General features: G+C 37.6%; 19 protein-coding genes. 13 read left to right on the top strand and 6 right to left on the bottom strand.

Going from position 1 to position 23,966, the window contains the following annotated elements:
* Nucleotides 1-1,706 (top strand): polyphosphate kinase 1 (gene ppk1 / locus Q0507_RS05350; protein WP_298713483.1); only part of this gene is annotated, 1,706 nt, incomplete at its 5' end.
* 425 nt (nt 1,707-2,131) lie between these two features.
* Nucleotides 2,132-3,109 (top strand): 3D domain-containing protein, encoded by a 978-nt coding sequence (locus Q0507_RS05345; protein WP_298713480.1) that lies wholly within the window; start codon nt 2,132-2,134, stop codon nt 3,107-3,109.
* Nucleotides 3,110-3,269: 160 nt separating this feature from the next.
* Here the strand turns inward: Q0507_RS05345 and msrB are convergent, their stop codons facing one another.
* The 3 genes from msrB to Q0507_RS05330 all read right to left on the bottom strand — a co-directional run bounded on the left by msrB (nt 3,270) and on the right by Q0507_RS05330 (nt 6,585).
* A complete protein-coding gene (gene msrB / locus Q0507_RS05340; RefSeq protein ID WP_298713477.1) occupies nt 3,270-4,208 on the bottom strand; it encodes a peptide-methionine (R)-S-oxide reductase MsrB in 939 nt (312 codons plus the stop codon).
* Entirely contained in the window at nt 4,209-5,330 is a 1,122-nt protein-coding gene (locus Q0507_RS05335; RefSeq protein ID WP_298713474.1) for a 5-methyltetrahydropteroyltriglutamate--homocysteine S-methyltransferase, read from the bottom strand.
* 316 nt (nt 5,331-5,646) lie between these two features.
* A complete protein-coding gene (locus tag Q0507_RS05330) occupies nt 5,647-6,585 on the bottom strand; it encodes a LysR family transcriptional regulator (protein WP_298713471.1) in 939 nt (312 codons plus the stop codon).
* Between the two features lie 106 nt (nt 6,586-6,691).
* Here Q0507_RS05330 and rnmV point away from each other — a divergent pair, with 106 nt between their 5' ends.
* Both rnmV and rsmA read left to right on the top strand, forming a co-directional pair.
* Nucleotides 6,692-7,219, top strand: a complete 528-nt coding sequence (rnmV, locus tag Q0507_RS05325; RefSeq protein ID WP_298713467.1) for a ribonuclease M5 — start codon at nt 6,692-6,694, stop codon at nt 7,217-7,219.
* Between the two features lie 13 nt (nt 7,220-7,232).
* Nucleotides 7,233-8,087 (top strand): 16S rRNA (adenine(1518)-N(6)/adenine(1519)-N(6))-dimethyltransferase RsmA, encoded by an 855-nt coding sequence (gene rsmA / locus Q0507_RS05320; protein WP_298713464.1) that lies wholly within the window; start codon nt 7,233-7,235, stop codon nt 8,085-8,087.
* Between the two features lie 228 nt (nt 8,088-8,315).
* Here rsmA and Q0507_RS05315 read toward each other — a convergent pair whose 3' ends face one another.
* Nucleotides 8,316-9,563, bottom strand: a complete 1,248-nt coding sequence (locus Q0507_RS05315) for a sodium/glutamate symporter (protein WP_298713461.1) — start codon at nt 9,561-9,563, stop codon at nt 8,316-8,318.
* 464 nt (nt 9,564-10,027) lie between these two features.
* A complete protein-coding gene (locus Q0507_RS05310; protein WP_298713458.1) occupies nt 10,028-11,623 on the bottom strand; it encodes a peptide chain release factor 3 in 1,596 nt (531 codons plus the stop codon).
* A gap of 180 nt (nt 11,624-11,803) precedes the next feature.
* On the opposite strand from Q0507_RS05310, the gene Q0507_RS05305 reads away from it, so the two are divergent.
* The gene (locus Q0507_RS05305; protein WP_298713455.1) at nt 11,804-14,152 is read left to right on the top strand and encodes a DNA topoisomerase 3; all 2,349 of its coding nucleotides are present in this window, start codon (nt 11,804-11,806) and stop codon (nt 14,150-14,152) included.
* A 124-nt stretch (nt 14,153-14,276) separates the two neighbouring features.
* Here the strand turns inward: Q0507_RS05305 and Q0507_RS05300 are convergent, their stop codons facing one another.
* On the bottom strand, nt 14,277-15,575 hold the full coding sequence (locus Q0507_RS05300; RefSeq protein ID WP_298713452.1) for a DEAD/DEAH box helicase: 1,299 nt from the start codon (nt 15,573-15,575) through the stop codon (nt 14,277-14,279).
* A gap of 565 nt (nt 15,576-16,140) precedes the next feature.
* On the opposite strand from Q0507_RS05300, the gene Q0507_RS05295 reads away from it, so the two are divergent.
* The 8 genes from Q0507_RS05295 to Q0507_RS05260 all read left to right on the top strand — a co-directional run bounded on the left by Q0507_RS05295 (nt 16,141) and on the right by Q0507_RS05260 (nt 23,917).
* Nucleotides 16,141-16,374 (top strand): FeoA family protein, encoded by a 234-nt coding sequence (locus Q0507_RS05295; protein WP_298713449.1) that lies wholly within the window; start codon nt 16,141-16,143, stop codon nt 16,372-16,374.
* A 9-nt stretch (nt 16,375-16,383) separates the two neighbouring features.
* Nucleotides 16,384-18,756, top strand: coding sequence for a ferrous iron transport protein B (gene feoB / locus Q0507_RS05290; protein WP_298713446.1), 2,373 nt, complete (start codon nt 16,384-16,386; stop codon nt 18,754-18,756).
* Nucleotides 18,757-18,987: 231 nt separating this feature from the next.
* A complete protein-coding gene (locus tag Q0507_RS05285) occupies nt 18,988-19,188 on the top strand; it encodes a FeoB-associated Cys-rich membrane protein (protein ID WP_059361838.1) in 201 nt (66 codons plus the stop codon).
* A 110-nt stretch (nt 19,189-19,298) separates the two neighbouring features.
* On the top strand, nt 19,299-19,559 hold the full coding sequence (locus tag Q0507_RS05280; protein ID WP_298713437.1) for a DUF6110 family protein: 261 nt from the start codon (nt 19,299-19,301) through the stop codon (nt 19,557-19,559).
* Between the two features lie 16 nt (nt 19,560-19,575).
* A complete protein-coding gene (locus Q0507_RS05275) occupies nt 19,576-21,717 on the top strand; it encodes a heavy metal translocating P-type ATPase (protein ID WP_298713434.1) in 2,142 nt (713 codons plus the stop codon).
* A gap of 116 nt (nt 21,718-21,833) precedes the next feature.
* Complete coding sequence (locus tag Q0507_RS05270) at nt 21,834-22,238, top strand: hypothetical protein (protein ID WP_298713431.1); 405 nt, start codon at nt 21,834-21,836, stop codon at nt 22,236-22,238.
* Nucleotides 22,231-23,073, top strand: coding sequence for a hypothetical protein (locus Q0507_RS05265; RefSeq protein ID WP_298713428.1), 843 nt, complete (start codon nt 22,231-22,233; stop codon nt 23,071-23,073). The genes Q0507_RS05270 and Q0507_RS05265 overlap by 8 nt, the downstream gene beginning before the upstream one ends.
* Before the next feature lie 49 nt (nt 23,074-23,122).
* The gene (locus Q0507_RS05260) at nt 23,123-23,917 is read left to right on the top strand and encodes an ECF transporter S component (protein ID WP_298713425.1); all 795 of its coding nucleotides are present in this window, start codon (nt 23,123-23,125) and stop codon (nt 23,915-23,917) included.
* Nucleotides 23,918-23,966: the final 49 nt, after the last annotated feature.

Here is a 23,966-nt window from a genome sequence, read left to right as displayed (position 1 = left end):
TAACACCATTGGCTGTTGACTCGGGGCATCCATTTCCATTTTTAACAAATCATACAATTAATGCTATTGTACGTATCTTTCAAATACAAGAAGATGGAACCAAAGATTATAAGATTGCTATCTTGCCAATTCCATCTGTATTAGGTCGAATTATTGAAGTTCCAAGCCGGGGTAATAAGGAACATCGATTTGTTTATTTAGAGGATGTCATTACTTATTACGCAAATCAATTCTTCCAGGGTTACGGCATTGAAGATTATATAGTATTCCGTATTACTCGTGATGCAGACCTTGAAATTGATGAAGAAGAAACAACAGATTTGTTATCCGAAGTAGAGGCATCTTTACGCCGTCGTCGTCGTGGTGATGCGGTACGTCTTGAAGTTTGTGGAGATGTAACGGATTATTTATTAAACTTTGTCCTTACAAGTGTAGAACTAGAACCAAAGGATGTATATCGCATCGATGGACATTTAGATTGCCGAATGTATTTTGATTTTTGCAACTATCCTGGCTATGATGAGCTTCGATACGAACCATTTAATTCTAAAATTCCTGGTGAATTAGTTGATCATGAAGGTGACAATTTATTTTCGGTTATTGGCAAGCAAGATCTTTTTGTGCATCATCCCTTTGAATCTTTTGCCGTGGTTGAGCAATTTATTGCGCAAGCAGCGATAGATCCTGATGTACTAGCTATTAAACAGACCTTATATCGCGTAAGTGGCGATTCTCCGATTATTGCAGCCTTAATAAAGGCTGCAGATAATGGAAAACAAGTAACCGTACTTATGGAGGTTAAGGCGCGTTTTGATGAAGAAAATAATATTCATATGGCTCGCCGACTCGAAAAAGCGGGGTGTCATGTTATTTATGGCCTAAAAGGTCTTAAGACGCACTCTAAAATTACCATGGTGGTGCGTAGAGAAACTGATGGTATTAGACGGTATGTCCATCTTGCAACGGGAAATTATAATGGTAAAACAGCTCGTATGTATACTGACTGTGGTATATTCACTTGTAATGATGAGTATGGCGATGATGCATCTCGTTTCTTTAACTTGATTTCCGGTTATTCTGATCCACCGATTTGGAATAAGTTTATTGTAGCACCTTTAAATTTACGTGAAAAAATCATGGAACTAATTGATCGTGAAATTGAGCTTGCCAAAAGCGGGGAAGAAGCCTATATCATTTGTAAGATGAATTCTTTGCTTGATAAAAAGGTCATTGCCAAGTTATATGAAGCTTCTTCGGCTGGTGTTCGCATCGATTTAATTGTGCGTGGTATTTGCACTCTTCGTCCTGGCATTACTGGTGTTAGTGATAATATTACGGTTCGTTCTATAGTGGGACGTTTTTTAGAACATCATCGTTTGTTCTACTTCCGTAATGGGGGAAATGAAAGTTTGTATCTATCTAGTGCAGACTGGATGCCACGTAATTTGAATGAACGTGTAGAGCTCATGATTCCTATTGAAGATAAACACCATAAAGTACGGGTAAAAGGTATTTTAGACCTATACTTAGAAGATACATTAAAAGCTCATATTATGAGAGCGGATGGTTCCTATCATAAAATTAATGATCGAGAGAACCCTATTTCTGCTCAAGAGGAGTTAATGAAAGCTGCTATTGAAAATGAACACAAGGAGTCGATGACCGTCATTGAACGCTTGCAACCGATGTTAAAGATGAATAAATGATGAAGAATGACCATTGCGTTTGATAATGAATTTTAATACAATTATATAACACGAAAAAGGCCCATTATATGGGCCTTTTTACATGTTTATATATTCAAAGATGAGATGAAAATGAAGTTTTTAAAAATGTGGAAAAATTTGGTAACAATTGAAAAACACATAAAAATACAAATCAATTAATAAAAAATCCATATATACTATATGTGGTATTGGTATTGTATATATGTACACAATTCGGAATATATTGTATAGTCTTCAAAAATATAGATATGTACGTATACAGTGGACTTTTTATAAAAAAGATAAAATACAAAGTCTTATAAATGTAGATTTTACAATGCTTTGAGTCTTATTGTTAACCTAAGGAATTTGACAGGTTATATCTATCTGTAGTAGAATAGTACCATTACAGGAGGAATTACAACATGAGAATTCATAAGACACACAAGCGATATATTTCGTCTGTTGTTGCCGGATTGATTGTAACAGCTGTAACTATGACAGGTTTTTCTTATAACGATAAAACCGTTACCGTTATGGTAGATGGTGCAGCACACACTGTTAGAACGCATTTAAATTCTAACGAAGGCATCGTACGCGACGCTGGGGTTAAGTTAAATCCAAATGATAAAGTTATTTCCAGCTCGTCTTCAGTTCAAAATGGTACAACATTAACTGTTGTTCGTGCTGTTCCAGTTTATGTAACTGTAAATGGCAAAACAAGAGCTCTATTCACAACCGAAACAACTGCTCAAGGCGTAGCTAATGAGCTTGGTTTTAAAGCACCTAACTATGTGGTAGTAGGTGATGCTAATGGTTCTGTTTTAAGTGGCACACGTATTACGATTGATAGAGTAACAAGCCGTTCTTTATCTACAGTAGATCAAGAGGTTGCTATTGAAGTTATTCGTCAAAAAGATGATACTATGGCTAAGGGTGAAGAAGAGGTTGTTCAAGTTGGTCAGCCTGGCTTAGAACGAGTACAACGTGAAACATTATATAATAATGGTAAAGTTATTAAAACAAATGACGTATCTAAAGTAACACAACGCGCAATGGTACCTACTATTATTAAAGAGGGTACTCGTGAAGTGACTACATCTCGTAATGTAGCGGGCCGTGCATCTCGTGCTATCGTAATGGAAGCATCCGCTTACCTTGCAGGTGATGGTGATGGTTTAGGTATTACTGCTACAGGCGTTCCTGCAGTTCGTGGTATTGCCGCAGTTGACCCTGATGTTATTCCATTAGGTACACGTTTATTTATTCCAGGCTATGGTGAAGCCATTGCAGCCGATACAGGTGGTGCTATTATAGGCAATAAAATTGACCTTGTAATGGACTCCTATGGTGAGGCTATGGAATTTGGTCGACAAGACGTAACTGTGTACGTATTAGACTAATAAGCTACTTTAGAGGATATATCTACTGATATATTCTCTTATTAAATTATAATTGTAAAAGGTGATTTATTGTTAATTGTTGACTATTAACTATAAAAAGTCATTTCTTGTTGATAGACTAAAAAAGACGACTTACATTTGTAAGTCGTCTTTTACTATATTAATCTTCAATATAAGGTAATAGATATTCGTATTTGGTGCCTTTTAATTCTTCTTTAGGAATAAAAGTTAAGGCAGATCCATTGATACAGTAGCGAAGAGAGCCATTAGGTCCATCTTCGAATACATGACCTAAATGAGCATTGCCGATGCGGCTACGAACTTCTATACGATTCATACCATGTGAGTCGTCTTGATAGTATTTGATAACATCTTTAGCTATTGGTTTAGTAAAGCTAGGCCAGCCACAATGGGAATCGAATTTATGGGCTGATACAAAAAGGGGTTCTCCAGTCGTAATATCTACATAGAGACCTGCTTTGAACTCATCTGTTAGTTCATGGCTAAAAGGTGCATCGGTAGCAGAGTTTTGAGTTACTTCAAACTCTTGCGGTGTTAAAGTCTTTAAATCTTCCTGGGAAGGTTTAGTATATGCATTATCATCGATGAGTGGTTCATCGGATAGACCTAATGGAATGTGACAATAGCCATTAGGATTTTTGTCTAAATAATCTTGATGATATTCCTCAGCAGAGTAGTAGTTCTCTAAAGGCAATACCTCGATAGCAAATGGTTTGCCTTCAAAAGCTTGGGCACGAGCTAAGGTGCTTTCAATAATGGACTTATCGGTTGAATCAGTATAATAAATACCCGTACGATATTGAATGCCTACGTCGCCACCTTGTTTATTAACGCTAAATGGATCGATAGCGCGTAGGAAATATTGAATTAAGTGGTCTAAAGATAGTATATCAGCATCGTAAGTAACCTTGAGAGCTTCTACGTGGCCACTATTGTGGCATACATCTTCATAAGTTGGATTCTCTATAGGACCATTAGCATAGCCGACTTCAGTAGAAAGGACACCGGAGATTTTTCTGATGTACCCTTGAAGACCCCAGAAACAACCGCCACCTAAATATATTGTATGTTCATTCATTTAATCACCCCATACTTCTTGAGCTATTTCCTTAACTAATGCTAGTTTAGCCCATTGTTCTTCCTCGGTCAATTGGTTGCCGATTTCACAGGATGCAAAGCCGCATTGAGGGGATAAGCAAAGCCTTTCGAGCGGGATATATTTTGTTGCTTCTTTGATACGTTCTTTGATGACTTCTTTGTCTTCTAACTCTGGGCGTTTAGATGTGATAAGACCTAATACAACTTTTTTATTAGGAGAAACTTCACGCAATGGCTCAAAACCTCCAGAACGATCATCATCAAACTCTAAGTAATAAGCGTCTACATTTTCTTTGGCAAATAGAATAGGGGCGATAGGTTCGTAACCACCGCTAGCAGCCCAAGTAGAGTTATAGTTACCACGGCATACATGTGTGGTAAACGCTAAGTCATGAGGGCGTCCTTCAAGTGCTAAGTTATTTAAACGTAAATATTTAGCAGTTTCACCTTCGATGGTTACGCTTTTATCCTTTTGGCGACCGGTCCAATAATCATGGTCACAACACATGCCCCAAGTACAGTCATCAAATTGAATGTTCCGGCAACCTACATCATAGAGGTCTTTAATCACTTGGCGATAGGCAGCAGCAATATCTTGAATCAATTCTTCTATATCTGGGTAGAAGGAGCGTGTTGTAATACCGTTGTCTTCACGGAATAACTCTGCCAAAAACTGAGAGGGTGCAGGAATCGTTTGACGAGCTGTAGTATGTTCATCTTCAAATTGTTTCACAAATTTGAAATGTTCCACAAATGGATGGTTAGTACCCGTGATTTTACCTGTAAGGTCGAGGGAGCCAGGCGCTGTTTCTTGACCATGGAATTTATAACCATGTTCCAGTTCAATCTCTTTTACGCCGTTAAAGCCCCACATGAAATCTAGATGCCAATAGGCACGGCGAAACTCGCCATCTGTAATCACTGGTAGGCCAGCCACTTTCTGTTTTTGAATGAGGTCTGCAATGAGACGATCTTCAACGGCTGTTAATTCTTCTTTAGTAATATTTCCGTTGTTAAAAGCTTCGCGAGCTTCTTTTAATTCTGCAGGACGTAGGAAAGAACCTACGATATCAAAGTGGAATGGTGCTGTATGTTTAGCCATAATAATAATCCTCCTTATATAAACGGTAAAACCGATAATTTTGATAGGGTTATTATAACGAAGTATGAGTATATGTAAAAATATCTATATCTTAGAGTTGTGTATAACCTAAGGCTATATAGATGTATAGATTTGTCTATTAAGTTATATCAAGGTATAAAAAAGCACTCTCCTGAAATGAGCTACATTTCAAAATTGTGTCCAATTTTGGGGTAGTTCATAAAAGAGAGTGCTTTCAATATACTATTTAATACACGTATTTAATTCGCCTAGAATTATTATAATGTACAACTATATTAAAACTAAAATTTTCTAATTAATTTTTATTTTCCGGCAATTTAATATGTCTACCGTAGTTGCTAACATATTGTTCTAGAGCGTGGATATATTCTTGACCCAAACGACTGCGTTGCATTTTATTATTAGTAATATAGCCGATGTGCATTAAACCTTCTTCGGCAAGTGGTACTGAAATGATGTTTTCACCATTTACCTCTTTATCGATTACACCACTAGATACAGTGTATCCATCAAGGCCAAGCAGTAAACTAAATAAAGATGCTCTATCGCGAACACGAATATGTTTTGGGCGTACTACGGTACTAAAGATTTCTTCAGAGAAGTAGAAGGAATTATGATCACCTTGTTCAAAGGAAATATATGGATATTCTTCTAATTCGTCCATAGAGACGACCTCTTTATTGGCTAATGGATGTGTTTTACCAATAAAGATATGAGGATGGGCCGTAAATAATTCTGTAAAGGTTAATTCATTAGTATGAATCAGTTTTTCCAATACAGGACGGTTGAAATCATTATAATAGAGTAAACCAATTTCACTCTTCATATGAGCTACGTCATCAATGATTTCATAGGTTTGTGTTTCTCGTAAGGATACATCGTATTGGTCGATTCCAGCGCCTTTTAAAAGCTCTACAAAGGCATTGACTGCAAAGGAATAGTGTTGAGTAGACACGGAGAATTGTTTTTTACCGCCGCTTTGGCTTTTATATTGCTCCTCTAAAAGGGCTGCTTGCTCCAGCACTTGGCGCGCATAGCCGAGGAAGCGTTCCCCTTCTTTGGATACGGTAATTCCTTTATTGGTGCGATCGAAAATGGTGATGCCCATTTCTTTCTCTAGTTCTTTAATAGCTTTGGTAAGGCTTGGTTGAGACACAAATAATCTCTTGGCAGCTTCGCTAATGCTGCCTATATTGGCAATTGTTGTTACATATTTTAATTGTTGTAAGGTCATGATTGGCCTCCTTTTATATATTACACTATTAATACTACTCGATTATAAGTATTTAAGCAATGTTATATATATGTTACAATGTACTAATAGAATAAAAGGGGGATTTATGCTAAAACAAGTCATTGTCGTAGAAGGAAAATCTGATATCCAGCGTATCGCTCAAGCTGTAGAGGCTGATTGTATTGCTACAGAAGGTTTCACTCTTCGAAAAGGTGTTATCGATATGATTCGCGTTGCCTATGAAAAGCGTGGCATTATCATATTAACGGATCCTGATACGGCAGGGGAACGAATTCGACGTGTCTTAACGAAGAAATTCCCTAAGGCACAACATGCTTTTGTCCCTCGCGACGAAGCGTTTGCAAATGATGATATTGGCATAGAACAAGCCTCTCCTGAGTCAATTAGAAAGGCTTTATCTACATTACACGTAGAGTCTTTAGAATCATCCAACGAATTTACTATGGTGGACTTGGTGCGTCATGGACTGTCTGGTATGCCTGATAGTGCGGCTCGTCGAGCAGTTATTGGTGCTAAATTAGGTATTGGATACGGTAATGGTAAACAATTTTTGTACCGTTTAAATCATTATGGTATAACTCGAGATGCTTATGAAGAGGCGGTAAATTGTTAAAATAGGAGTTAAGATGTTAGAATCAGTAATTGCAAGCCCAGAGGTTGTGCATTATATATGTAAGCGCTTTGATATTAAAATGAGCAAAAAGCTAGGGCAAAATTTTCTTATTAAGCGAGGCATAGTTGATGAAATTGTACATGCTGCGGAATTAACCGTAGGGGAACCTGTCCTAGAGGTCGGCCCTGGTATTGGTACGTTGACACAAGGTTTAGCTCAAAGTGGGGCAGATGTAACGGCTATCGAGCTAGATCGTCGCTTATTAGAGGTACTAGATACGACATTGGCATCTTATGATAATGTGCGCATTATACATGGCGATGTGTTAAAGCTTGATGTGCCAACGATTATGAATCACAAACCATTTAAAGTGGTTGCCAATTTGCCATACTATATTACAACACCTATTATTTTGTCTTTGTTGGAAAGTAAATTACCTATTGAACGTCTCGTTGTGATGGTGCAAAAAGAGGTAGCTTTACGCATGGTAGCAAAGCCGGGTACAAAAGACTATGGTGCATTATCTGTTGCTGTTCAGTATTATACGGAGCCAGATATTGTTCTTGATGTGCCGCCTAAATCCTTTTTACCAGCCCCAGCAGTAACTAGTTCTGTTATTCGTTGCGTATTGCGCGATAAACCGCCCGTAGAGGTAAGAGATGAAAAATTATTTTTCCGTGTGGTAAAAGCTGGTTTTGCACAACGTCGCAAAACATTTGCCAATACGATGCGTACCACAGAACTTTCAAAGGCACAAATCGATGACATCTTGGTAAAAGCAAATATTGATGGCCAACGAAGAGGGGAAACCTTTAGCCTTCAAGAATTTGCAGATGTGGCTAATGCATGGGCGGATATCCAAGCATAATTAATGGTAGTTCTTATTTAGTGCGGTAGACGATATTTGGTGCTATATAAGTAACGTTATGAATAGTAAGTATTAGTTATTTAGTAAAGGGTGAACTATTTATATACAATCAATAGCATTGAATCAAATTAACATAATTGAATCAGACAAATAAAAACGGTGATAGTAAAACTTAAAGATTTACTATCACCGTTTTTGATATTAAAAAGAGTCCCGAAGGACTCTTTTTTAGTATAGAATACCTGCCATTGTTGTAATAAGGAAGGCATTTGCAAAGTCGATTAAGAATGCACCTACCAAGGAAACTACGAGCCACGCACGAGGGGATGGACCATGCTTGCTTGCTAAGGATAACATATTAACAAGCGCATTCGGTGTTGCACCCAAACCGAAGCCGATAGCACCAGCACCAAGCATAACTGCATCGTAGTTGCGACCAAAGATAAAGTAGATAAGATAAGCGAATATACAGATAAGTGCCATTTGTACAACTAAGATTGTAATGAGCGGTAATGCAAGATCAATCAATTGTACTAGCTTTAAGCTGTTAATTGCCATTGTAACAAATAGAGATAATGCTACGTTAGATACTGCATCGAGAGCAGCATCATTGATTTTATAAGATTTAGTAAAGTCACCGAAGTTACGAATTACTGCGGCACAAATCATTGAGCCGATGTATGCAGGTAGTGGGGTAAGAATAGATAAACCAGCACTTACAATTGTACCGATGCCTAATGCAAGGCCAATCCACATACAGATCGTTAAAAGATCTTGAGAGTTAAATTGTTTGCCACCGCTCTCAATGTGATCTTCGATCATGCCAATGTCACTATCTTCCATTAATTCAGGGTTTTCATAAGGCGTTTTTACTTTGTGCATTTTGATAATGCGTTCACCTACAGGAGCACCAAGGATTGTACCTGCTACCATACCAAAGGTTGCAGCTGCAACTGCAGCAGATGCTGTACCAGGGATACCAAGTAATTGTTCATAATATGGACCAAAGGCACCAGCAGTACCAAGACCGCCAATCATAGAAACAGAGCCAGCCATAATGCCGATAATTGGTTCAATCCCCAATGCTTTGGCAATCATAATACCTGCAGTATTTTGTACTACAATCCACACCGCACAAGCAAGGAAGAAGAAGATAATAAAAATACCACCCTTTTTGAGGACTTTTAAGGATGCCATCAAACCGATAGTGGTAAAGAAGGCAAGCATCAAAAATGTTTGTAAGGATCCTTCAAAGGTAATGTTCAAAATCTTGTAATAAGACAGAATAGCAGTTAAAAATGCAAAAGGTAAGGCTCCTACAGCCGGTGCAGGCATACACATGCGTTGTAAAAACTTGGAATGTTTATTAATCCAAGTACCTATAAACAAGGTAATTACAGCGAGACCTACAGTTTGAATCATGGACAGTTTTAAGGTCCATACATTGTTGACTAAAGATAAGTCAATCAGTGGCATAAAATCACTCCTTTAAAATAAAAATAAATGCATATTTATGGTATCATGAATGGTCGAAAAATACTATAGAATATATAACGTATAAAAATCTTATATTTTTTCGTTTCAACACTCACAACAACATTAAAACCAATAATATTAATATGATAATTTTATGATTATACATATAAATGTGAAAAAGTAATAACATAAATTACATATATACATAATCATACTATATGTATTCGACTTATATCTGTGATTTTCCTCCTTGTTATAAAAAAATAAACTGGAATATATTTCTCAAATTTATAATTATATGAAATATATTCCAGTTTTAAATTTTTGAGTTCTTATATAACCTTAATTTACTTAGGTTTTAAATTTTATATGTGTTAAATTTTACCTATATAAATATATTGGGGTATAACTAAAATATTTATATGGGCACATTAAATAATTAGAAGTTATAGCTATTATAAAAATCATAACTCATGATGTAACCTAGGCGTTGTTAAGAATGTCACATCTGGATTACGCTCTTGAACCCAACCCATTTGCCATTCGTTAGAGATAAGAACTACGGTGCGATCCCGATTATCTTTTACAATCATCGCATTATCTATACCTTTTAAGGCTGCAATATCAACTTCGCCGTCAATCCAACGAGCAACACCATATGGCAAAGTATGATTTAATAAATCTACGCCATATTCATTTTTGAGCCGGTACTCAAGAACTTCAAATTGAAGCATACCTACGGCACCGACTACGAAGGAATCAAGGGCGCCTGGTTGTTCAAAGATTTGAACAGCTCCTTCTTGAGCCAATTGAGTCATACCTTTTTGAAACTGCTTACGTTTCATAGTATCTTTTGGAGATACTCGAGCAAAAAACTCAGGAGGGAAGACAGGGAAGTCGCCAAAGGTTACCTTGTGTTTTTGTGCACAAAGTGTATCTCCTACGCCCATAGTACCGGCATCAAATACACCGATAATATCGCCTGGATACGCATCTTCCACAATGGTACGTTCCGTAGCCAAGAATTGTTGCGGCTGAGATAGACGGATTGTTTTATTAGATTGACGATGTAATACGGACATACCTTTTTCGAATTTACCAGAGCAAATACGCATAAATACGATACGGTCATGGTGATTTGGGTCCATATTAGCTTGGATTTTAAATACTAGAGCAGAGAAGTCTTCACTAGTAGGTTGCACTATTTCCTCTATCGCTTGTCGTGGAGCAGGGGATGGAGCTAGTTCCAAGAATTTTTCTAAGAATGGTTTTACCCCGAAGTTCGTCATAGCAGAACCAAAGAACATAGGTGTTAATTCACCAGCACGAATCTTATCAAAATCGAATGGATCGCCAGCAACGTCGAGCAACTCAATATCGTCGAGTAATGCTTGGTATACATCGTCACCTAATAACTCTTTCATACGAGGATCTGTTAATGAACCTTTTTCGGAAGCTAACTTTTCTTGACCATGAGTTTCGTCTTTTGCAAAGAGCTCGATAGTTTCGTGTTCTCTGTCGTAGACGCCTTTGTATTCGCCATTAATACCGATAGGCCAGTTCATAGGACATGTACGAATGCCCAGAACATTTTCGATTTCTTCCATTAGATCAAATGGACTGCGACCGAAATGGTCAATTTTGTTTACAAATGTAAAGATAGGAATACCGCGCTCTTTTGATACGGCAAATAGTTTCTTTGTTTGGGCTTCTACGCCTTTTGCTACGTCGATAAGCATGACAGCACTGTCAGCAGCCATCAATGTACGGTATGTATCTTCGGAGAAGTCTTGGTGACCAGGGGTATCAAGGATGTTTACGCGACAACCATCGTAGTCGAATTGCAACACGGAACTCGTTACAGAAATACCACGTTGTTTCTCGATTTCCATCCAGTCGGATACGGCGTGTTTTGCAGTTTTACGAGACTTTACAGAGCCTGCTAAGTGAATAGCACCACCATATAATAGTAATTTTTCCGTTAATGTTGTTTTACCCGCATCCGGGTGAGATATGATAGCAAACGTACGACGACGTTGTACTTCTTCTAAAAATGTCATGATTCACCTCTATAAATATGTTTGTAAAAGCAGATAAACCTTTAGGTTCTACTTTCACAGTCTGTATATCGTAAAAATTATACATGATTTTTCTAGTTATGACCACTAAATTGTAGTATAATAAGATTTCATAGAACGGCTTGGGGGTTAGCCGTTATCTTCATGTTAAGGAGGGGGACCATGCGGTTATTTATTGCGGAAAAGCCATCCATGGCTCGCGAAATCAGTAAATGCTTACCGGAAAATAAGAATATCCAAAAGAGGAATGGCTATTTTATCCAAGGTGACGATGTGGTGACCTGGGTAGTAGGTCATGTACTGCATCAGGCTGAGCCCGGAGATTACGATGATAAATATATCCGTTGGCGTCCTCAAGATTTGCCTATCGTGCCAGATGAGTGGAAATTGCTTGTCACAGATAGCAGCCGTCAACAGTTTGAGATTGTAAAAGACCTTATCGGCAAAGCTGATGTCATTGTCAACGCGGGTGACCCGGATCGGGAAGGGCAACTCTTAGTTGATGAAGTTTTGTACTATGTAGGTAATACAAAACCAGTACAGCGTATTCTATTAAATGCTCTCGATGAAAAATCCATTCGTTCCGCACTTGATGATTTGAGAGATAACAAGGACTTTCACAATCTATATCAATCTGCATTGGCAAGAGCACGGGCAGACTGGCTCATTGGGATGAATTTATCTCGGGCCTATACATTATCTGAACGTTATAAAGGTAATAAGGTAACATTGCCAATTGGTCGTGTTAAAACCCCTACCTTGGCGTTAGTTGTTCGTAGAGAACGTGAATTAGAAGCCTTTAAGCCGGTAGATTATTTTACTGTAAAGGTTTTATATAATCATCCGAATGGAGTGTTTTGGGCCACTTGGCAGCCGACAGATGAGCAAAAAGGATTAGATCCAGATGGTCGTCTTATTAATAAGGCTATAGCTGATTCATTAGTTGAACAATTGCAAAGTGGGCCTGATGGTGTTATTAAAGCTGTTACTAAATCCAAAAAGAAAGATGTTCAGCGTTTACCATTATCCTTGTCATCTTTACAGGTACTGGCAGGTAAAGCTTTTTCTTATGATCCACAAACTGTGCTTGATACGGCGCAGAAATTATACGAAAAGAAAATAACTACCTATCCACGTTCTGATTGTGAATATTTACCACCAAATCAATATGGTGACCGTAATGCAATCCTCAATAATCTACAAAATGCAGGTGATGAAAGATTAGCACAGTGGGCTACCGATGCAGACCGTTCTATTAAGAGCCGTGCTTGGAATAAAAAGAAAATTACCGCCCATCATGCTATTATTCCTACAACGGTGGCTTGTAATATAAATAGCTTGTCCCGTGAGGAACGAAATATTTACTTCCTTATCAGTCAAGCTTATATTGCTCAATTTTATGGGGAGCATATTTACGAGCAAACTAAAATTGTAGTAGAACAATGTAAGGAAGAGTTTGTAGCTAATGGTCGTGTAGTTATCGAAGAAGGTTGGAAATTGCTTTATAAGCAGCAAAAGTCTAAATCTACGACGGACAATGACGAGCCTGATCTAACCGATGAGCGTGGAGCTGAATCAGACCCTAAAAAAGAGGTTGTTGAAGAAACGGACCATTTACCAGCGGTTAAAAAGAACGATACTGTGTTATATACGGATTCTTCTGTAGAGGCTAAACAAACGAAACCACCATCCCGTTTTACGCCGTCCACATTGCTACAAGCGATGAAAGAAATTCATAAGTTCGTAAAAAATGAAGACTTAAAAAAACAATTAAAGGCCGTTTCTGGTATCGGTACCGAGGCGACTCGAGCTAATATCATTGATGAGCTTATCAGTCGAGGCTTTATGAAAACGTCTGGGAAGAAGCAAGTCTTATCTCCGACAGAAACGGGCTATCTCTTAGTAGATGCTCTGCCAGAAGAACTTCTTTATCCTGATGAAACAGCTGTTTGGGAAGAACGCTTAGCACTTATGAGCGAAGGAGCAGATACATTAGATTCCTTCTTAGCGGATCAAATTAAGTTTTTACAATTATTAATTGATAAACTTGGTTTTGATAAAGTAATAAACTCTGGTCAAATGATGCCAAATGTGGTACGAACTATAACGAGCCAAAATCGTAAACGCCCTATGGATAATGAAAACGTAGACTTGTCTTCATTGCCTGTATGTCCTAAGTGTAAAAAGGGCCGTTTGCAACAGCGGAATGGTAAATTTGGTGCCTTTTTAGGGTGCACAAATTATCCTACTTGTAAACATACTCAGCCGGTAGAAGGGGATGTTTCTGGTATTGAAGGTAATATTGAAGTATCTGATGAAGATAAACAATATAAATGCCCTAGATGTAAAGTAGGTTACTTTGTGAAACAAGAGGCGAGAGGTCGAACGAACTGGATTTGTAGTAATCGATCTGAATGTAAGACCCAATGTTCTGATGTAGATGGGGTACCGAGCATTTATGCTAATAAATCTAACATTACCATTTATGCTAATAAATCTAACATTACTTAGAAATGATTGTTTTTACTGTAATAATAAAAAGACGCACACAGCTTAGCTATGCGCGTCTTTTTTGTTGAAACTGTTCTTGCAGAAGAAAAATTTCTTCATTTAGTTTAGGATATTAATCTGAATTTTATCTGCGTTTGCCACGACGACCCATTTGAGACGTAGATGAGCGGCGTTGGCGTGTGTTGGCACCTTTATGGCCACGTGCTTTGTGTGCCTTAGCCTTAGTAGCTTGGTAAGAGCTACTTACTTTAGGTTTGCCTGTTGCTTTTGCACGTTTTGGTGCAGCACTTGCGTTACCCTTAGTTTTGATTTGACCATCTTTAGTGTATTTAGTGAGCGTTGCTTGGATGGCACGCTCGATGCGTCGCAACCAAGATTCATCTTGTGGTGTTGCAAAGGTTACGGCCACACCAGAATTACCAGCGCGACCAGTACGGCCAATACGATGGATGTAGTAATCTACATCGCGAGGTACATCATAGTTATATACATGAGTAATACCTTCAATATCGATACCACGAGCTGCAATATCTGTGGCTACCAAAATTTGTGTTTTGGCTTTAGCAAAGTCTCGCAAAATCTGAGTACGGCGGCCTTGTGTTAAATCGCCGTGCATTTCTGCTATGTTAAGACCAGCTGCAGTTAGTTCATAAGATAGACGAACAGCACCTTCTCGTTTATTACAGAAAACGATGGCTAAGAATGGGTTATCTTCTTCGATCATTTTGATGAGACGCTCTGTTTTTTCTTCAGGGTTCATCATATACACTCGTTGATCAATCGATTCAAGGGTAACATGTTTACCTTCAGCTGTAACAGAAACCGGTTTAGACATATATGCCTTTGCAAGGTTACGAATTTTGTCTGGAATCGTTGCAGAGAATAGTAATAGTTGTCTATTCGCATCTATTTGACTGATGAGACTTTCAATATCAGGTAAGAAACCCATATGAAGCATTTGGTCTGCTTCGTCTAGTACAACTCGGCGGATACAATCTAAATGTAGGGAACCGCGTTTTGCGTGATCTAATAATCGACCAGGTGTACCTAGAATAACTTGAGGACGACGTCCCAGTTGCTGTAGTTGGGCTTCAATAGTTTTACCACCGATAAGAGGGAGGATATCTACATTTAAAATAGAACCTATTTCCTTCGCTTCATCGGAAATTTGTTTAATTAGTTCCCGTGTTGGCGCAATGATAAGCACTTGTTCTTGATGAACATCAGTATGTACACGTTGTAGAATTGGCAGTAAGAAGGCTAGCGTCTTCCCCGTGCCTGTTTGAGCTTTTGCTATGACATCATTCCCTTTAAAGACGACAGGAATGGACTGTTCTTGAATTGGCGTGGGCTCCTTGATACCTTGTTTTTGTAGGGCTTGGATGAGTTCATCACAAACACCTAAAGATTTAAAAGATTTCATGGATCGTCCTTTCTATAATACATATTATATTAATTATACAGTATGCACATACTAGGGGCAAATGAATTGAACTTGGAAGATTTATAGTCTTAATATACTATAGGCTTAATAAAAATATTATAGTACTTTGGGGGACACCTAGTACTTTAAGGTACATTGTTTTTGATAATATATAGAAAAATATTGATATGGCTGAGCGAAATGAGAAATAAAAATGTTAAAATAACAACATTTAAATTGTTTATAAACTTCTAATTGAGAATAAAAGAGCGGTTTGTAAATGATAATCTTAGTAGTGTTTATTGATTACTGTATCTTAATATATAACCATTAAATATTGAATTTCAGCTAGTATTCAGTATTTTGTTAGATAATTATATAGATAATCTCATATTAAATATGAAAATAAAATATAAGTATGAGGTAAAAAATAACCATAAAATTGATAATAATTGTTGAAATTAATGTTTGATTTGGTATAATAATTTAAGATATTAATACGCATTCTTATTTGGTGTGGTTAATATGAGGTTGTTAGGTACAAAAAATAAATAGGAGGTGTAGTATGGCTATCAAAAAGTTGAAAGACATGAAGCCAGGTGAGTCTGGTCTTATTGTTGCTCTACATGGCAGTGGTAATGTTAAACATCGTCTGATTGACATGGGCCTTGTTAAAGGGACGAAAATTCATGTTATGAAATTTGCCCCTTTGGGTGATCCAGTAGAAATTAAAGTTAAAAACTTTGAATTAGCACTTCGTACAAGTGAAGCTGGTATGATTGATGTAGATGTACAATAGGAGGTCCATATGGCAGAAAAAGGGCAAATTCGTATTGCCTTAGCAGGTAACCCTAACTGTGGTAAAACTACAATGTTTAATAATATCACAGGGGCGAAGCAACACGTTGGTAACTATGCCGGCGTTACGGTAGAAAAGAAAGAAGGCCATACTAATTTTAATGGTCATGAGTTATTATTTATTGACTTACCAGGTACGTATAGCTTAACAGCACGTTCCTTGGATGAGTTAGTAGCTCGTAATGTTATCGTAAACGATAATCCAGATGTAATCGTAAACGTTCTTGATGCATCTAACTTAGAACGTAATTTGTATTTAGCGGCACAATTGTTGGAACTTGAAAAGCCAATGGTTATTGCTCTAAACATGGCTGACGTTGCTGAAGAAATGGGCATCAAATACGACCTTAAAAAAATGGCTGAGCTAACAGGCGCTACAATCGTTAGTACAGTAGGTCGTACAAATATTGGTACAAAAGAGTTGTTAGAAGCAACAATTAGCGTAGCTGCTTCTCAAAAAGCTCCTGGTGTAACAATTAACTATGGTGATTTGTTAGACGGCAAAATTGCTGAACTTGTAACAGCACTTGAAGAAGCGGGTACAGTAACGTATCCACTACGTTGGATTGCTATTAAATTATTAGAAAACGATCCAGATGTGGTGGAAAAAGTTAAAGGCTTTGCGAATACAGAAGGAGTTCTACAAAAGGCAGCTGCTATCCGTGAAGAAATCAAAGATCAAGTTGATCTTGATATAGTATTCCAAGAGTATCGCCATCGTTATGCTGTTGAAGTATATAACCAATCTTTAACACAAGCTCCAACAGAGATAGAAACACGCTCCGATCGTTATGATAAAATCTTAACGCACCGTATTTGGGGTTTACCAATCTTTATGGTTGTTATGTACCTATTGTTTGCGTTCGTAAACATCGTAGGTGGTATTCCACAAGGTTGGATTGAAGATGGCTTTGCTTCGTTACAAGCTTATGCAGTTCAAAATATTCCAGAGGGCCAATTACAGTCACTCGTATCTGATGGTATTATTGCCGGCGTAGGTGCGGTACTTTCATTCTTGCCATTAATTTTATTACTCTTCCTTGGCATTTCTTTCTTGGAAGATACTGGTTATATGGCTCGTGCAGCCTTCGTTATTGACCGTGTAATGCGCGCATGTGGCTTGCATGGTAAATCATTTATTCCTTTGTTATTGGGATTTGGTTGTTCTGTACCATCCGTAATGGGTGCTCGTATCCTTGATAACTATAAGGATCGAATGGTTACTATTTTGATTACACCATTCATGAGTTGTTCTGCTCGTTTACCGGTATATATCTTATTTGCAAATGCATTCTTCCCAAATGGTTGGGATAGTACATTTGTTGTCTTCTCTGTGTACTTCTTAGGTATTATCTTTGGTGTTATCTTTGCGAAAATCTTCCGTAAATTCATTTTCTTTGGTGAGGCTGAACCATTTGTAATGGAATTACCTCCTTATCACTTGCCTACATTGAAAGCTACTTGGTTACATATGTACGAACGTGCTAAATTGTACATTATTAAAGCCGGTACTTTCATCATGGCTGCATCTATCTTGATTTGGTTCATCACTGCATATCCTATGGATGTAGAATACTCTAAAGATTATGACGCAATGAAAGAACAAGTTGCTCAAGAGTACGAAGTAAAAGATGCAGCTACATTAGCACAATTTGGCATTACTGCAGATGACCAAAAAGAAGCAGTAGATAAAATTGTGGAAGATATGAAATCTACTGTACAAGATGCTACTGATGCTGCTAAGAACGCAGGAGAAGATGAACCTGAAGTAGCTGTAGAAGCTGATTCTGCAGCGCCTGAATTATTCAATGATATTAAAGATAAAAATAAAGACTTGTTCCCAGCAGCATGGGCAATGTATAAAAACAGTGCTAACTTAGATGCTGAAAATGACAAAATTGATAAAGAACAAGCTGCGGAAAAAATTGAACAATCCTATGCAGCATCTTTTGGTAAAGCTATCAACCCAGTGCTAGAACCATTGGGGTTTGATTGGAAAATGGGCCTATCATTAGTAGCTGGTTTAGCGGCTAAAGAGGTTGTTATCTCTACATTAGGTACTGTTTACGCTGTTGGTGGCGATGATCAAAATCCAGCACCGTTGACTGAGTACCTACAAAATGACCCTCATTTCACACCGTTAATTGGTTTGACAATGATGTTGTTTATCTTAATTTACCCACCTTGTTTGGCAACATTAGCTGTTATCAAACGTGAAACAGGTTCTTGGAAATGGGTTGCTTTCATGTTCTTCTATGAAAATACATTTGCTTGGATTGTATGTTTCATCTTCTATAACATAGGTCGCGCATTAGGTTTCTAATTCGTGAGTCATTAAATACAGTATTTTAGCCACTTTATAGGTGGTTGAAAGAACTGCATTGAATAATTGCGATTTAGTTATAGTTAATTTAAAAATAATACTTGCTAATTATCAATATTCGTGGTTAAATGATAATGAGAAAAGGGAAATATCCTTTAGATATTGCTTTTATCTTGTTTATCACTAAGACAGATATTGTAATTTAGTTGATATTGAGAAAGAGGCATAATAATGGATAATCTTGTTATAGGACTCATAGTTGTTCTAGCATTAGCTTATATTGGCTTTAAAATGTTTAAACAAGTAGGCGGTAAAGGTGGCTGCGGCTGTGGCGGCGGTAAATCTGACTCCGGCAAATCATCTAGTTGTGGTGGAAGCTGCAGTTGTGATGGTTCCAATAAAGCGTTAGGCATTAAACGAGCTGATAAATAATCAGAACAACACTCAAGTTATTGGAAGAGAAGAGGAGTCTCTATAATGGCTCCTCTTTTCAAATATAGTAATTAAATTTTTTATCATATCTAGTAGAAAGGAACACAACCATGTTTAACTTTGATCAAAAAAATCTTAAAAATGCTAACTTATTCGCAGCAGGTCTTGCATTAGGTACTGTAGGTCTTAAAGTATTAACTTCCAAAGACGCTAAAAAAGTATATGCTGGTATCTTGGCAGCTGGTCTTCGCGCAAAAGAAACTGTATTAGAAACAGCTGAAAAAGTACAAGCATCTGCATCTGATGTATTGGCAGAAGCTCAAGAAATCAACGAAGCACGCAACGAAGAAATTTTTGAAGAAAATAAATAATTAGAGGATTGCACATATGTTACAATTTTCTGTAGTAAAAAAACTCAGAAATCGCTTGCATATTAAGCTTACAGGTCATCGCTTTACAGAAGCAGAAGCTGCTTATGTAGAGGATACATTGTTGCTCAACGATGCAATTGTAGATGTAACCTTCTACACTCGCAGTAGTCAAGTTGCCATTAAGCATACTGGCGATGTTGATGCTGTGCGTGATGCAGTGCTAGGTCTACGCGATTTAGACTTGTCCGAAGCACCTGCTTTGAACGAATATTCTCCGCGTTTGGTGAATAAAAAGTATCGTGAAATGATGCTTAATAAAACGGCTTTATACTTAGGTAAAAAGGCTGTTTTACCTGCTCCGATTGCCGCAGCATGGGCTTGGTGGGATGGCCTTAAAATCATCGGCACCGCTATTAAGACTTTATGGCAACGCAAGTTGACTGTTGAGGTTCTTGATGGTGTAGCAATTGGCGCAGCTCTACTTCAAAAAGATTACCCTACAGCAAGTGCCGTAATGTACTTACTTGGTATTGGTGAAATCTTAGAAGAATGGACTCATCGTAAATCCGTATTAAATCTTGCTCAAAGCATGTCTTTGAACGTTGATAAAGTATGGGTATTGGTGGATGATATTGAGGTAAGCAAACCTGTTAATGAGGTTGTAGCTGGTGATCAAATCATCATTCGTCAAGGTGAAGTCATTCCTTTGGATGGTGTTGTTATCGATGGTGTTGTTCTAGTAAATGAAAGCTCCATGACTGGCGAACCTGAAGCTGTTCGTCGCGATAAAGATACTTCTGTATATGCTGGTACTGTTGTTGAAGACGGTAAAGCTGTCGTAGAAGTATATAGTACATCTAAATCTTCTCGTTACGAAAAAATTGTTAGCCTTATTGAAGAGTCTGAACAAATGAAGTCCGGTATGGAACAACAAGCATATCGCATGGCTGATAAATTAGTTCCTATTAGCTTCATCGGTGCTGGTTTGACATATTTGTTGACTCGCAATCTTATGAAAGCATTGTCTTTCGTTATGGTTGACTTCTCTTGTGCATTGAAATTGTCTATTCCGTTGGCTGTACTTTCAGCAATGCAAGAAGCATCTAAACGCGGCATCACTGTTAAAGGTGGTAAGTTCTTAGAACAAATCGCACAAGCAGATATGGTTGTGTTTGATAAAACAGGGACTCTTACTAAAGCAGAACCTGAGTTTGAACAAATTATTCCATTCAATGGTCACGATGCAGATGAAATGTTGAAATTAGCTGCTTGTATTGAGGAGCATTTCCCACATTCTATGGCCAAAGCTGTTGTACGTGCCGCAAAAGATCATGCCTTGCCTCATAAGGAAATGCACTCTGACGTTGAGTACGTAGTAGCTCATGGTATTGCATCTAAAGTTGGTCGCTACCGTGTACGCATTGGTAGTGCTCACTATATCTTTGATGATGAAAAAACTAAGATTCCTGCAGATGAGCAAGAAAAATTTGATAATTTGCCAAATACATCTTCTCACTTGTACCTCGCTATTGGCGGCACATTAGCAGCGGTTATTTGTATTAAAGACCCTGTTCGTGAAGAAGCTAAACGAGTTATAGCAGAATTGCATGAACTTGGTATCAAGAAAGTCGTAATGATGACTGGTGACTCCAAACGTAATGCACAGCGTGTAGCCGAAGAACTCGGTATCGATGAAGTGCATGCAGAGGTATTGCCAGAAGATAAAGCGGCTTATGTAAAACAAGCAAAAGCAGAAGGTTATACAGTAATGATGGTAGGGGATGGCATCAATGACTCCCCAGCTATTTCTGAAGCTCATGTTGGTATTGCGATGAATGAAGGCGCTCCAATCGCTCAAAAAATTGCGAACGTTACTATTTCTTCCGATAACTTACAATCTCTTGTAGATTTACGTCGTATTTCTTTAGCATTGATGAAACGTATCAAAGCTAATTATAACGGTATCGTTGGTTTTAATGGTGCACTTGTAGGCGGCGGTGTTCTAGGCATTATGCCTCCAAACCAAACAGCTTGGTTGCACAACTTATTCACATTGGGGATCGGCATTCAAAGCATGACTCCATTATTGAAAAAAGAAGACGAACCAGCAGAAGATGTTTCTACAATTGATGTAACAGCTGACTCTGTAGTAGCTTAATAAAAGAACCTCCATATAAGGTATTGATTTACCTGTATGGAGGTTTTTCTTTTTTGATGACATTTATCCTTGATTATTGTAAAATACAAAGAGATTACATATCGTAGGAGATTTATATGAACATTTTGATAGATATTTGTAAACGCTCCTTCTATTTGAATCTATTTATTGTGGTAATTCCCATTATTGCATATATGATTCATAATGGATCGAGTGCGACAGTAGCACTAGTATGGTATTTGTTATTATCCTTATGTATGCCTTGGGCATATTTATCATTTAAAAGCAGTACTTTTGGTGATGGTAAAACTATAAGTCGCATCGCTTATGTAGTGAGTTGGCTTGCCGTTCACAGTATCAGCTATAAAGGTATTTTCCTAGGTGTAGATTTATCTATGCTATGGGGCTGGCCAACAATAGGCCGTGATGTAGCTTTTTTATTAGTCATGTATATAAGTGTCACAATTAGCTTGATTGTAGCTTATGGCTTAACTCGATTAGTGGGAGGCCGTAATGAATAAAAGTTTTTGGCTATTTACATTGATTTGTGCTCTCTTTGTAAGTTCTGTTACGATAGTACTTTCATTAAGTGGTGCACTATCATTACCAATTATAGTATTTCCTGTGTTGTCCTTAGTCATACCACTTATGGTGCGACGACTGAAGAATGCTAAGTTTAATGATGATTTACCGCTGAGCATGGGTTATCATGCTTATAGTTGGGCCTGGTGGACGGTATTTTCGTTTCTTCATACACCATTTAGCTTTAATGTAGATAATGGATTAACAAAAGCATTACTTTTATTTGTGGTGTATTTTATTGTTCAAGTTCTTATTGAGCTATGTGGCTTGTTAGCTACGAAGTTTTTCAATCGTATTCATCGATGGGGACTGATTGATGAAGCTTTAGATATAATTGCCTATACTATACCGATTCCATTCTTGTATATTGGTTCAATTTTATATGTAGACTTACAGGATCCGATGGTATATTTTATGTATGCATCATCTATGAATGTAAATATTTTATTTGCTGAACTTGTATTGCTATTAATTTCATTATTGGTCTTTGTATTCTATTTGTATCCAAGAGATTTAGCATATAAGGGTGTACGTTTATTGCGTATCGTCATTACTACGGGCGTATGGCTTGCCATGAATGCTCATATTTTATATGGTGGCTATATACCTGAGTTTATTTTATCTCTAGTTCCTATTGTTTTTCCAACGTACCAAGGTAATACACTTGTATTTATAACTCCAGCTTTTTTAGAAGCGGGCATGATAGGTACAGCTGTTATTATAGGTGCTTTGGTAGAGCGTGGTATTATTTCACGTCGTCGTGAAAGTATTTAATTTCTAGTTTCGACTTATATCCGTAAGGAATGAGAGCGAAGGAGGATCTATGAACAACAATGAACGTCCAATGGATGATAACTCAACTGTATCAATCCAAGACAAGGAAAAACTGAGTACCGTTGAAAGTCAAGCGACAAACAAACAGAAGTCGAGTAGTATTACGATTCGTGAATTAACTATTATTGGTTTATTAGCGGGTATTACTATTGCATTAGGATTGTCGGGGTATGGCATTATTCCATTGGGACCATTAAATGTAACGACTTTGCATGTACCAACTCTCATTGGTGCTATTGTAGAAGGGCCAAAGGTTGGTGCCTTTGTAGGATTTATATTTGGTTGCTATAGCTTGTGGCAAAACCTTACAGCGCCTAATATTTTGTCTCCTTTATTTATTAATCCGATAATATCCGTTTTACCTCGTGTACTTTTTCCGGTATTAGCATATTTAGTTTATCTATTATTATGGAAGGTATCTCAAGGTCCTCGTATTATAGTAGCTGCTTTTATGGGAACCGTATTCCATACTATTATGGTTATGGGACTCATATTCTTACTTTACGCAGATATGTTTGCAGTTAAGATGAATCTTAGCCCGGATCAAGTACTCGGATCTATCGTATTCTTATCTGTAACACATGGTATTCCTGAGGCTGTTTTTGCGGGTGTAATTGTAACACCTGTTGCAATGGCGTTACGTAAAGTTTTGCGTAAGGATGTACCTAAGAAAACTAAAGGTGAAGTTGTGACAGAAGTAAAAGTTGTAGAGCCTCAATTAGCAGAGACTAAAGCAGTAGAATCTACAGAAACTGAAGTTGTAGAAGAAAACATAACTAAATAGTATTTTACAGGCTTTTTATAAATATGATAAAATAAATATCATTCGATAA

This window comes from uncultured Veillonella sp. (genome assembly GCF_938010505.1).
Lineage (GTDB): Bacteria > Bacillota > Negativicutes > Veillonellales > Veillonellaceae > Veillonella.
The sequence above is the reverse complement of the archived record's forward strand: the minus strand, read 5'-3'. Positions and strand labels throughout refer to the sequence as shown.